The organism is Amycolatopsis sp. NPDC058340 (assembly GCF_042723975.1).
Lineage (GTDB): Bacteria > Actinomycetota > Actinomycetes > Mycobacteriales > Pseudonocardiaceae > Amycolatopsis.
This window is the reverse complement of the sequence record NZ_JBHXIB010000002.1, coordinates 254,335-266,632: the sequence shown is the minus strand read 5'-3', so window position 1 is coordinate 266,632 and position 12,298 is coordinate 254,335. Positions and strand designations below refer to the sequence as shown.

Annotated in this window: 11 protein-coding genes; 7 read left to right on the top strand and 4 right to left on the bottom strand. The window is 69.3% G+C overall.

Annotated elements, in window-relative coordinates; all coding sequences use genetic code 11:
* The first annotated feature begins 14 nt into the window (after positions 1 to 14).
* Entirely contained in the window at positions 15 to 1,196 is a 1,182-nt protein-coding gene (locus tag ACFWIW_RS04610) for a saccharopine dehydrogenase family protein (protein WP_378367123.1), read from the top strand.
* Positions 1,197 to 1,199: 3 nt separating this feature from the next.
* Here the strand turns inward: ACFWIW_RS04610 and ACFWIW_RS04605 are convergent, their stop codons facing one another.
* Positions 1,200 to 1,580: a hypothetical protein gene (locus ACFWIW_RS04605; RefSeq protein ID WP_378367122.1), complete on the bottom strand. Its 381-nt coding sequence runs from the start codon at positions 1,578 to 1,580 to the stop codon at positions 1,200 to 1,202.
* 144 nt (positions 1,581 to 1,724) lie between these two features.
* On the opposite strand from ACFWIW_RS04605, the gene ACFWIW_RS04600 reads away from it, so the two are divergent.
* Both ACFWIW_RS04600 and ACFWIW_RS04595 read left to right on the top strand, forming a co-directional pair.
* A complete protein-coding gene (locus ACFWIW_RS04600; RefSeq protein ID WP_378367121.1) occupies positions 1,725 to 2,681 on the top strand; it encodes an ArsR/SmtB family transcription factor in 957 nt (318 codons plus the stop codon).
* A gap of 107 nt (positions 2,682 to 2,788) precedes the next feature.
* Positions 2,789 to 3,640, top strand: a complete 852-nt coding sequence (locus tag ACFWIW_RS04595; protein ID WP_378367120.1) for a chitosanase — start codon at positions 2,789 to 2,791, stop codon at positions 3,638 to 3,640.
* 58 nt (positions 3,641 to 3,698) lie between these two features.
* Here the strand turns inward: ACFWIW_RS04595 and ACFWIW_RS04590 are convergent, their stop codons facing one another.
* Genes ACFWIW_RS04590 through ACFWIW_RS04580 form a run of 3 tightly spaced genes read right to left on the bottom strand, consistent with a single transcriptional unit; the run spans position 3,699 to position 5,872 of the window.
* A complete protein-coding gene (locus tag ACFWIW_RS04590) occupies positions 3,699 to 4,691 on the bottom strand; it encodes a PHP domain-containing protein (RefSeq protein WP_378367119.1) in 993 nt (330 codons plus the stop codon).
* Between the two features lie 18 nt (positions 4,692 to 4,709).
* Entirely contained in the window at positions 4,710 to 5,213 is a 504-nt protein-coding gene (locus ACFWIW_RS04585) for a metallophosphoesterase family protein (protein WP_378367118.1), read from the bottom strand.
* The gene (locus ACFWIW_RS04580) at positions 5,213 to 5,872 is read right to left on the bottom strand and encodes a GntR family transcriptional regulator (protein ID WP_378367117.1); all 660 of its coding nucleotides are present in this window, start codon (positions 5,870 to 5,872) and stop codon (positions 5,213 to 5,215) included. Before ACFWIW_RS04580 ends, ACFWIW_RS04585 begins: the two co-directional genes overlap by 1 nt.
* Positions 5,873 to 5,907: 35 nt before the next feature.
* Between ACFWIW_RS04580 and araD the strand changes: the two genes are divergently transcribed.
* The 4 genes from araD (at position 5,908) to ACFWIW_RS04560 (ending at position 12,281) form a co-directional block, all read left to right on the top strand.
* Positions 5,908 to 7,626, top strand: a complete 1,719-nt coding sequence (araD, locus tag ACFWIW_RS04575) for an L-arabinonate dehydratase (RefSeq protein WP_378367116.1) — start codon at positions 5,908 to 5,910, stop codon at positions 7,624 to 7,626.
* A gap of 150 nt (positions 7,627 to 7,776) precedes the next feature.
* A complete protein-coding gene (locus tag ACFWIW_RS04570; RefSeq protein WP_378367115.1) occupies positions 7,777 to 9,579 on the top strand; it encodes a VanW family protein in 1,803 nt (600 codons plus the stop codon).
* A gap of 135 nt (positions 9,580 to 9,714) precedes the next feature.
* Positions 9,715 to 10,926 (top strand): MFS transporter, encoded by a 1,212-nt coding sequence (locus ACFWIW_RS04565; protein WP_378367114.1) that lies wholly within the window; start codon positions 9,715 to 9,717, stop codon positions 10,924 to 10,926.
* A 140-nt stretch (positions 10,927 to 11,066) separates the two neighbouring features.
* The gene (locus ACFWIW_RS04560; protein ID WP_378367113.1) at positions 11,067 to 12,281 is read left to right on the top strand and encodes a GGDEF domain-containing protein; all 1,215 of its coding nucleotides are present in this window, start codon (positions 11,067 to 11,069) and stop codon (positions 12,279 to 12,281) included.
* Positions 12,282 to 12,298: the final 17 nt, after the last annotated feature.

The window sequence follows — 12,298 nt, the reverse complement described above, 5'->3', positions numbered from 1 at the left end:
GGTAGCCTGGCCCCATGCCCACCGACCGTGACCACGACGTCGTACTCTTCGGCGCCACCGGCTTCACCGGTGGCCTGACGGCGGAATATCTCGCCCGCACCGCGCCGCCCGGTCTGCGTCTCGCGCTGGCCGGACGGAACACGGGCAAGCTGGAAGCGTTGCGGGAAAAGCTTTCCTCGATCAACCCGGCGCTCTCCGGACTTCCGCTGTTGCGCGCGGACGTCTCCGATGTGGACTCACTGCGGAAGGTCGCGGAGTCCACGAAGGTCGTCGCCACCACGGTCGGTCCGTATGTCCATTACGGAGAACCGCTGGTCGCGGCGTGCGCCGAGGCCGGGACCGACTACGCCGACCTGTGCGGCGAACCCGAGTTCGTCGACAGGATGTACGTCGCCCACCACGCCCGCGCCGCCGAGACCGGCGCCCGCCTGGTGCACGCGTGCGGTTTCGATTCGATCCCGCACGACCTCGGCGCGCTCTTCACGGTTTCCCAGCTGCCCCAAGGAAAACCGATCACGATCGACGGCTACGTCCGGGTGGGCGCGGCCCCGTCGGGTGGCACTTTCCTTTCGGCGCTGACCGCGTTTTCCCGGCTGTCGTCCGGTTTCCGCGCCGCGCGGGACCGCGCCGCCGCCGAACCGCGCCCGGAGGGCCGTCGCGCGCGCGTTCGGCTCGGCACGCCGCATCGAAGCCCCGACGGCTTTTGGGCGGTGCCGCTGCCCACCATCGACCCGATGATCGTCGGACGTTCGGCCGCCGCTCTCCCCGCGTACGGCCCCGACTTCACGTACCGGCATTTCGCCGCCGTCAAACGGCTTCCGATGGTGGCCGCCGGCGCGGCCGGGATGGGTCTCGTCTTCGCCGCCGCCCAGCTCCCTCCCGCGCGCCGGGCACTGTCGAAAATGCTGAAACCCGGCGCCGGACCGGACGAGCGGCGACGGGCGCGGTCGTGGTTCTCCGTGCGCTTTCACGCCGAGAGCGGCGGCGAACGCGTGGTGACCGAGGTGTCCGGCGGCGACCCGGGTTACGGCGAGACGGCGAAGATGCTCGGCGAGTCCGCCCTGTGCCTGGCGCTGGACGACCTGCCCGCGACGGCCGGGCAGGTCACCACGGCGACCGCGATGGGGCAGGCGCTGATCGGCAGGCTGAGCGACGCCGGCCTGCGTTTCGCGACGCTGCCCCACCGTGGCGGCTGAGGACTAACCCGCCGGCACCGAGGACAGGTGCGCCCACGGGTTCGCGGCCTTGAGCCCGGTGAAGGTGAAACTCTGATTCGTGTTCTTGGGGCAGGCCTTGCGGCTGGTGTCCCAGCGCTTCTCGCTCGGCCAGTAGATCTTGAGCACGATGCAGCGGTTGTCGGCCGCGCTGTCGTAGACCTTGCCCTTGATCGTGACGGTGTTACCACTGCAGGACGCCCAGAACTCGGTCCACCCGCCTGAGACGATCTCGTTGAACTGGTACGGCCTGCACTTCACTTCCCAGCTGTTGGTCGTCGCCGCCTGGGCGGGTGCGGCCGCGAACAGCGTCCCGAACGCCATCGCCGCACCTGCGGCGGCGATACCGAGCTTCCTGATGTTCATCTTCATCCCCTCAGTAGTGGATCTGACCCCACGAACCGTGTCAGGCGCCTGTGGCCACCCGACGCCGTTTTAGTTCTGGCTGAAACATCGCCAAGACGGGCGTTTCGTGCGTTAATTCCTGCGGGGACCTGGGGAGGGGGAGCTGTGCTGCGCGTGCATTTTTCCGGGGAGGACCTTGGCCGCGTCAGGGTCGCGACGAGGCCGGATCCGTTGTGGGAGACGACGCTGAGCCTGCACCGGCTGCAGCGTGGGGACGGTGGCCTGCCGGTGCGGAAGTGGCGCGGCACTGTCCGTAGCCGCCTGCCGAAGGCGGCCGGGCCGTTGCTGACACTCGTCCCGCCCAGCGGGTACTTCCCGGACTTCCTCACCCCGTCCGGCGAAGACCTCGAAGAACAACTGGACCTGTTGTGCGGCACCAAGCGCTGCGCCCTGCGCCGGGATCTGGCGATACTGGCGCGCTCCCGGCGGCCGACGCCGTGGGCACGGGATCTGGGTGAAGCCAACCCGGCGGCGCTCGGCGCGCTGACACGAGCGGTCCGGTCCTACCACCGTGCGGCGATCGAGCCCGTCTGGAGCGACATCCTCGCGTGCTTCGACCGCCAGCGCGCGAGACACGCGCGGATTCTGCTCGCGGACGGTGCCGAAGGGCTGCTGCGCGGGCTTTCCCCCGCGATGCGGTGGACGGCGCCGGTGCTCGAGGTCGACTACCCGGTGCATCACGACCTCCACCTCGGCGGCCGGGGGCTGCTGCTCATCCCGTCGTACTTCTGCTGGCGGACCGGGGTGACGCTGGTCGAGAACGACCGGGTGCCGGTGCTCGTCTACCCCATCGAAGAGCTCGTTCCCGATACCGTGCGCCCCGACCACGCCACCGCCTTGTCCGCGTTGCTGGGACACACCCGTGCCGCCGTACTGGAGACGATCGAAGGCGGCGGCCGGACCAGCGATGTCGCTCGCCGCGCGGGGATCTCCATCTCGTCGGCGAGCCAGCACGCCACGGTGCTGCGTGAAGCGGGTCTCGTGCTCAGCACCCGTGAGGGCAACACCGTGCGACATCACCTCACGCAACTGGGGTCGGCCCTGCTGCGCAAGAATCTTTAACCGGCTCTCCCCCTTGCCGGAAACTGTCACCCGTGGTTATCGTATGCGCACGCCGCAGCAACACCCTGACAGAAAATGACAATTTCCTGTGGAAAGGGACACCTTTCATGAGTGACACCCTGCGGCCCGCGATGCGTCGTGCTCTCGGCGCGGTCTCCGTTCTCGCTCTCGCCGTTTCCGGCCCCGTCGCGATCTCCTCACTCGCGTCCGCGGCACCCGTCCCGGCGTCGGCGTCGATCTTCGCTTCCGGCGGCGATCTCGCCTCGCCGGAGAAGAAGGAGATCGCGATGCAGATCGTCTCCAGCGCGGAAAACTCTTCCCTGGACTGGAAAGCGCAGTACTCCTACATCGAGGACATCGGCGACGGGCGCGGGTACACCGCCGGCATCATCGGGTTCTGCTCCGGCACCGGGGACATGCTGGAACTCGTCGAGCGCTACACGAACTCGGTCCCGGACAACCCGCTCGCGAAATACCTTCCGGCGCTGCGCAAGGTCGACGGCACCGATTCGCACGAAGGCCTCGGCAGCGGTTTCGAAAACGCGTGGCGGGAGGCCGCCGGCCGTGAGGACTTCCAGGCCGCGCAGAACAGCGAACGCGATCGCGTCTATTTCGACCCGGCGGTGAATCAGGCGAAATCGGACGGTTTGGGCGCACTGGGACAATTCATCTATTACGACGCCATCGTGATGCACGGCCCGGGCACCAGCCAGGACAGCTTCGGCGGTATCCGGTCGGCCGCGCTCCAGCAGGCGAAGCCGCCCGCCCAGGGTGGTGACGAGACGGCGTACCTCAAGGCGTTCCTCGACGCGCGGCGTGTGGTCATGAAGCAGGAAGAGGCGCACGCGGACACCTCGCGGATCGACACCGCCCAGCTGGTGTGGCTCAACGACGGCAACCTCGACCTCCACACCCCGCTGAAGTGGGCGGTCTACGGGGACCCGTACGAGATCAACTAGCGCACCACCCGCTTCCGGCCTCGTGAGTGGCAAGGACGGTTAGAACCGTCCTTGCCACTCACGAGGCCAGCAGGTCCTCGGCGGTCCGCGTGTTGATCACCCGGTCCGGCCCGATCCCCAGCTCGTTGGCCCGCGCGCAGCCGAAGACCAGCCAGTCCAGCTGGCCGGGGGCGTGCGCGTCGCTGTCGATCGCGAAGTCGCAGCCCAGGTCCATGGCCAGGTTCAACAGGCGCGTCGGCGGATCCCGGCGCTCGGGGCGCGAGTTGATCTCGACGGCGACGCCGTTGTCCCGGCACGCGGTGAACACCGCTTCCGCGTCGAACTCCGACTCGGGCCGCTTCCCTCGGCCGCCCATCACCAGCCGTCCGGTGCAATGCCCCAGCACGCGGACCAGCGGATGCTGCACCGCCGCGATCATCCGCGGCGTCATCTCCTTCGCGGGCATCCGCAGTTTCGAGTGGACACTCGCGACGACGAAGTCCAGCCGCTCCAGCAGTTCTTCCTCTTGGTCGAGGGTGCCGTCCAGGTGGATGTCGACCTCGATGCCGTGCAGAATCCGGAACGGCGCCATGGTCTCGTTCAGTTCCGCGACGACGTCCATCTGACGGCGCAGCCGCTCGGGCGAGAGTCCGTTCGCGACGGTCAGCCGCGGCGAGTGGTCGGTCAGCACCATCCATTCGTGGCCGAGCGCGCGGGCGGCCTCGGCCATCTCCTCGATCGGGCTCCCGCCGTCGGACCAGTCCGAATGAGTGTGACAGTCGCCGCGCAGCGCCGCCCGCATCGCGCCGCCGTCGGGCAGCTTCGGTTCGCCGATCTTCTCGAAATACGCGGGGCGACGGCCGGCGAGGACGTCTTCGACGACGGCCGCGGTCGCCTTGCCGATATTCGGCAACTTGGTCAAGGTGCCCGCCGCGGCGCGTTTACGCAGGTCGTCCGGCTCGATCTTGGCGATCACCGAGGCCGCCTGCCGGAACGCCCGCACCCGGTAGGTCGGCTCGCCCGCGCGTTCCAGCCGGAACGCGATCTCCCTCAACGCCTGCGCCGGTTCCATGCCTACCTGTCTACCCCGTCAGCGGCGAAGAGGCAGCTCATGCAGCGTGACGTCGCGCAATTCGCCGTCGCGGATCTCGGCGGTCTGGTAGGTGCAGAACGGCTGCCGCCGCCGGTCGGTCGGCGAGCCGGGGTTCAGCAGCCGCAGCCCGTTCGGCGTGACGGTGTCCCAGGGGATGTGGCTGTGCCCGAACACGAGGACGTCGGTGTCCGGGAAGAGCTCGTCGCAGCGCCGTTCGCGGCCCTGTTTGCCGCCGGTTTCGTGGATGACCGCCAGGCGGACGCCACCGAGGTCCGCCCGCGCGATCTCGGGGAGCCGCGACCGCAGGTCCGCGCCGTCGTTGTTGCCGTACACGCCGATGAGCCGCTCGCTCCGGGCCTCGAGTTCGTCCAGCAGGGCCACCTCGACCCAGTCGCCGGCGTGGACGACGACGTCCGCCGCGTCGACCTCGCGCCAGACCTGATCCGGCAGCGCCTTCGCGCGCAGCGGCAGGTGTGTGTCGGCGATGAGCAGGAGCCGCATCAAGCGTCTCCGATGGTCTCGAGCGTCCGCTCCAGGAAATCGCCGATATGGGCGCGCAGCAACCCTGCCGCCCCCTCGGCGTCGCCCTTCTTCGCCGCCGCCAGCACCGCTTTGTGCTCGTTCCATTCCTTGCGCCAGCTGGGATTCGTCTCCCAGCCGACCACGCTGATCAGCGCGGCGCGGTCCCTGAGGTCGTCCAGTATCGACACCATCAGCGGATTGCCGCAGCCGCTGTACAGCGCGCGGTGGAACCGGCGGTTGAGCAGGCTGAGCGCGGCGTGATCCTTGTCCGAGAGCGCCGCCGACGCCTCCTTCAGCGCTTCCGCGGCGTCTTCGAGCAGGTCCGGGGAGCGGCGTTCGACCGACCGGCGCACGGCCTCCGGCTCCAGCACCATACGGACGTCGTACACGGACTTCGCCAGCTCCGCGTCCACCACGCACACCGAGGCACCCTTGTACGGGCTGAACGTCACGAGCCCCGTGTTCGACAGCACTTTGAGCGCCTCGCGGACCGGCGTCTTCGAGACGCCGAGCCTGGCCGCGAGTTCGGCTTCGACCAGCGGCTGGCCGGGCTTCAACTCCCGCGTGAGGATGCCGCGGCGGATCTCGTCGAGCACCACTTCGGTCCGTGAAGCGGGCAGGCTGAAGGTCGAAGACATGAGCCGATCATATATGAGATGCCATACTCACGGTCATGAGGAACCCCGAGGAACTCCGGAGCCACCGCTGGTTCGGCGGCGATGAACTGCGCGGCTTCAGCCACCGGGCCAGGAGCAGGCAACTCGGCTACAACCCGGAGGAGCACCTCGGGAAACCCGTCATCGCGATCCTCAACACCTGGAGCGACATCAACCCCTGTCACATGCATCTGCGCGAGCGGGCCGAACAGGTCAAACGCGGAGTGTGGCAGGCGGGCGGATTCCCGCTGGAGTTCCCGGTCGCGACGCTGTCCGAGACGTTCCAGAAGCCGACACCGATGCTCTACCGGAACCTGCTTTCGATGGAGGCCGAAGAGATCCTGCGGTCCTATCCGATCGACGGCGCGGTGCTCATGGGCGGCTGCGACAAGACGACACCGGCGTTGCTGATGGGCGCGGCGAGCGCGGGGCTGCCCGCCATCTTCGTGCCCGCCGGGCCGATGCTGCGCGGGCACTGGCGGAACGAGGTGCTCGGCAGTGGCACCGACATGTGGAAGTACTGGGACGACAAGCGGGCCGGGCTGATCGGCGACGAGGAACTGTCCGAATTGGAGCGTGGGCTGGCCCGTTCTCCCGGAACCTGTATGACGATGGGCACCGCGTCCACGATGATGTCGGTCGCCGAAGTGCTCGGGCTGACCTTGCCAGGCGCCGCGTCGATCCCCGCCGTCGACTCGGCGCACCACCGGATGGCCGCGGCGAGCGGCGCGCGGGCCGTCGAGATGGTGTGGGAGGACCTCACGATCACGAAGATCCTCGACGAGCGCGCGTACGCCGACGCGATCACCACCGTGCTGGCGCTTGGCGGCTCCACCAACGCCGTCATCCACCTGATCGCGATGGCCGGACGCGGACGGATCCCGTTGTCCGTCGACGATTTCGACGCGATCGCGCGCCGGGTCCCCGTACTGGCGAACATCCGGCCCGGCGGCGACTGGCTGATGGAGGACTTCTACTACGCCGGCGGGCTTCCCGGCCTGCTCTCGCGGCTGACGGACCTGCTGCACACCGATCGCGTCACGGTCACCGGCCGGACCCTCGGCGAGAACCTGGCTTCGGCGCGGGTGCACGACGACGACGTCATCCGCACGCGGGACAACCCGGTCGCCGCGGAAGGAGGAGTCGCGGTGCTGCGCGGCAATCTCGCGCCGTCGGGCGCGGTGATCAAGCACATCGCCGCCGAACCCCGGCTGCTCGTCCACACTGGACCCGCGGTGGTCTTCGACGACTACCAGGACCTGAAGAAACGCATCAACGACCCCGCGCTCGGCATCACCGAGGACTCCGTCCTGGTACTGCGCGGATCGGGCCCGCTCGGCGGCCCCGGCATGCCCGAGTACGGGATGCTGCCGCTGCCGGATCACCTGCTGGCCAAGGGCGTCCGCGACATGGTCCGCGTTTCCGACGCCCGGATGAGCGGCACCAGTTACGGCGCCTGCGTGCTGCACGTCGCGCCGGAGTCCCATGTGGGCGGTCCGCTCGCGCTCGTCCGCGACGGCGACCCGATCACCTTGGACGTCCCATCGCGACGGCTGAGCCTCGACGTCGATGATGCGGAATTGCAACGTCGCCGGGCACGCTGGATCCCGCCCGCGCCGCGGTACGAACGAGGTTACGGCGCGTTGTACACCGAACACATCACGCAAGCCGATGAAGGCTGTGACTTCGATTTTCTCGCGCGAGTGGGCGAAAACCCGGAACCTGACGCCCAGTGACCACCCGACGGAGTGACCCGCTCACCCAACCGGGCGAGTTGCAGGCCCACAAAACGCGCCCCGTATCTTGAACCTACGTCCGGAACGTGTGGAAGGCCCGGATGTTCGATCACGAAGCCCGGCTCTCGCCGGACCGTGGAGGGTGGAGAGTTGCCGCAGGAACCGCGCTGGCCCGAGTCCCACGCTGAGCAGACGGACATTCTCCCGGTCGTCACGCCCGGGTTCGCGGAGTCTGCCACGCCGCAGGAGCCCACGCCACCGAAGCGCCGTCGCAGCTACCGCAAGGCGGCCTTCATCGGCGGCGGTGTGTTCGGCCTCCTGGTCGTCGCGTACGCCCTCGACGTGCTGGTCTCCCAGGGCAGCGTCCCCCGCGGCGTCACCGTCGCCGGGGTCGACGTCGGCGGGATGGACCGCACCGCGGCCGAGAAGGAGCTCCGGGGCGGCATCGAACCGCGGCTGACCCGGCCGGTGAAGATCGTCGCGGGCGACGCCGAGGAGTCGCTGGCGCCGAACAACGCCGGCCTGCGCCTCGACTGGCCCGCCACCCTCGACCAGGCGGGCGACCAGCCGCTGAACCCGTTCACGCGGATCGCGTCGTTCTTCTCGACCACCGAGGTCGGCGTCGTCACCCAGACCGACGACGCCAAGCTCACCAGCGCGCTGGAGAACCTTCGCGACAAGGTCGACCGCGACCCCGTCGAAGGCACCGTGCGCTTCGAGGAGGCCAAGCCGGTCGCCGTCGAGCCGAAGACCGGGCAGAAGCTCGACCTCGAAGCCGCCAAGAAGACCATCCTGGAGCGCTGGGCCAGCGGCGAGCCGCTGACGCTCGCGGTCACCCAGACCCCGGTCAAGGTGTCGCCGGAGGCCGTCCACGCCGCTCTCGAGCAGATCGCGAAGCCCGCCGTCGCGGCGCCGATGGTCATCAAGGGCGAGGGCAAGGACGCCGTCGTCAAACCCGAGCAGATCGCGGCCGCGCTGACCTTCGAGCCCGTCGACGGCGGCGTGCTGAACCCGAAGGTGGACAACAACAAGATCATCGAGGCCGCCGGTCCGCAGCTGAAGTCCACCGAGAAGGAGGGCAAGGACGCGCAGATCGTCTTCGAAGGCGGCAAGCCGACCGTCCAGCCTTCCGAGGACGCCAACGTCGTCGACTGGGAGCCGAGCCTGAAGCCGGTGCTCGACGTGCTCAAACGTGCCGCGCCGCGCGAGCTGCCGGTGACCTACAAGAAGACCCCGGCCAAGGTGACCACCGAGCAGGCGAACCAGCTCGGTATCAAGGAGGTCGTCAGCGAGTTCAAGACCGGCGGGTTCGCCCCGGACTCGGGGACGAACATCCGGGTCGTGGCGCAGAAGGTCAACGGCGCCATCGTGAAGCCGAACGAGACGTTCAGCCTCAACGGGTTCACCGGGCCGCGCGGTACCGCGCAGGGTTACGTCGAGGCCGGTGTCATCAAGGACGGCGCTCCCGGCCGCGAGGTCGGCGGCGGGATCTCGCAGTTCGCGACCACGCTGTACAACGCCTCGTACTTCGCCGGTATGAAGGACACCGAGCACAAGGAACACAGCTACTACATCAGCCGCTACCCCGCCGCGCGCGAGGCGACCGTGTTCCAGAACCACAACGGCGGCAGCGTGATCGACCTGAAGTTCACCAACGACACGGACACCGGTGTCGCGATCCAGACCATCTGGACGCCGTCGGACATCACGATCCGGCTGTGGGGGACCAAGAAGTACACCGTCGAGTCGATCCCGGGCGGCCGCACCAACCCGTCCGACCCGCCGACGAAACCCGGTCCCGCCGAGAACTGCAAGCCCAGCAACGGCGCGCCCGGTTTCACCACGTCGGACACGCGGGTCATCAAGGACGCCGCGACCGGCCGCGAGATCCGGCGCCACACGCGGAACGTGCACTACAACCCGCAGCCGAAGATCACCTGCGGCACGGAGTAATTCCTAGCGCGTGAAGGCCCCCTTCCCTCGGCTGAGCCGCGGGAAGGGGGCCTTCACGCGCTTCGCCGTTTCACCACCCGCGCCCGGAGCGGTACGCTGAGTGACTCACTCGACTGGGCGGGGGGTGGTCACCTCGTGGAATCCAAGGCGACCTTCCGGCAGATCCTCGCGGTCGGTGAACTCCGGGCGATCTGGTTCGCGGAACTCCAGTCCATCCTCGGCGACCAGGTGGCCAGGGTCGCCCTGTCGGTGCTGGTGTTCCAGCGCACCGGCTCGGCGACGTGGCCCGCGCTGACGTACGCGCTCACCTACCTCCCCGATCTGATCGGCGGGCCGTTGCTCGGCGGTCTGGCCGACCGGTACCCGCGCCGCACGGTGATGGTCTGCTCGGACGTCGTCCGCGCGCTCCTGGTCGCGGTGCTCGCCGTGCCCGGTATCCCGTTGCCCGTGCTCGCCGCCGTACTGGTGGTGGTGCAGCTGGCCAACGCGCCGTTCACCGCCGCGCAGGCCGCGGTCCTCCCGTCCGTGCTCAGCGGGGATCGATACGTGCTCGGCCAGTCCCTGCTGAAGATCACCAACCAGATCGGCCAGCTCGCCGGGTTCGCGCTGGGCGGCGCGGTGATCGCCGCGATCGGGCCGGGCCGCGGGCTGGCGCTGGACGCGGTGACGTTCGCCGTCTCGGCGATCGTCCTGCGGCTGGGTGTCCGCGCGAGGCCCGCGACGGGGGCGGAAGGCCCCGCGACGTCGACCCTGCGGCGGCTTTCGGCCGGCGCCAGGACGATCTGGCGTGACCGCCGGCTCCGCGCGCTCGTCGGCCTGGCGTGGCTGGCGGGTTTCGTGATCGTGCCGGAAGGGCTCGCCGTGCCGTACGCCGCGGAGATCGGCGGCGGGCCGGTGACCGCGGGGCTGCTGCTCGCGGCGCATCCCGCGGGGATCGTGCTCGGGGTGTTCGCGCTGGGCCGCCTGGTGCGGCCCGAAGTCCGGTTGCGCCTGGTCGGCGCGCTGGCGCTCGGCGCGATCGTGCCGCTCGCGGCGTTCTGGTTCCGGCCATCGCTCCCCTACGCCGCCGGACTGCTCGTGCTGTCCGGGATGTGCGCGGCCTACCAGGTCACCGCGAGCACCACGTTCATGCGGCTGGTCCCCGACACCGAACGAGGCCAGGCCTTCGGCCTCGCCGGGTCGGGACTCATCGCCGTGCAGGGAATCGGGCTGATCGCCGGCGGCCTGCTCGTCGGCGTGCTCGGTTCACCGGCGACGACGGTCTCGGTCATCGCACTCGCCGGTCTCGTAGTGGCTGTTCCGGCCACCCGGGCTTGGCGCCACGTGGCCCCACCGCACCCCCTTTAGACCGGAACCCGGTACTCACCAGTTCTGCCCGCGCATAGGGCTCACCCCCTCCGCTTCCCGATCCCGGTCACGCGTGGTGCACCCACGCCTACCCATACAGGGTAGTGACACCTAGTATCCAACCGATTACGTTCGTCTCCGTGGCGCTAACGAATTGGGCGCTGTGGCGGCTACCCAACCGTGGTTTGATCGGCTTCGTCCTTCTGGTGGACGTCGCGGCGATCGCCGGATCCGCCTGGTCATTTCTCCGGGTCCCGTTCACCGGGGACGACGCCCTCCCCTTCGCGATCCTGATCCTCAGCTCCGTGTTGTACACGGAATTGTCGCGTCCGGTGGAGCGAGTCCGGGAACGGTTCGCCGGTACGCCGCACATCTCGCTCGACAGCGTGTGGACCTTCGCCGCCGTGCTGCTGGTGCATCCGGCGCTCGCCGCGCTGGTCATCGCCGTGTCGTTCTTCTACCGCTGGTTCCGCGGGCAGCCGAACCCGTTGTTCCGGCGGATGTTCTCCACCTCGGCGACCGTGCTCTCGGGGTTCGCGGCGGCCGCCTGCCTTTCCCATTACGCGGTCCCGTTCGACGTGCTTCCCCGCGACGTGTCGTCGTTCGGTTCGGTGGTCGCGGCGGGCGGGGTGTTCCTGCTGGTCAACACCGCGCTGATGACCGTCGCGGTGTACTACGGCACCCCGCACGAACGCCTGCGGGACGCGCTGGCGAAGCCGTTCGAGTACGCGCTCGAAGCGGCGACGATCGCGCTCGGCGTCATCGTCGCGTGGGCGCTGCGGGACTGGCCGGTGGTACTGCTGCTGGTCGTCGGGATCACGCTGGTGCTGCATCGCGGTGTCCTGCTGCGGCAGCTGAAACGGCAGGCGCGCAGCGACGCCAAGACCGGGCTGCTCAACGCCAAGGCGTGGCGTGAGGCCGCGGCCGACGAACTCGACCGGGCGCGGCGCGCGGGACGGCACACGAGCCTGCTGATGGTCGACGTCGACCGGTTCAAACTGATCAACGACCGGCACGGGCATCTGGTCGGCGACCGGTACCTGGCGGCGATCGCGGAAACGCTGCGCACCGAGGTGCGCGGCACGGATCTGGTCGGGCGCTTCGGCGGCGAGGAGTTCGTCGTCCTGCTGCCCGGCACGTCGGCCGTGCACGCGCACGCGATCGCGGAACGGATCCGGTCGAGTGTGGCTTCGCGCGCCGGTGACCTGCCCGAGCACGTCACCGTGTCGATCGGCCTCGCCGACCGGCCGGGCGTCGCCGATCTGGACGCGGTGCTCGCCGTCGCGGACCGGGCGCTCTACGAGGCCAAGAACACCGGGCGGAACCGGACTTCGGGCTACCAGGTGACCGGCTGACCCCCGCGTTTCGTCCT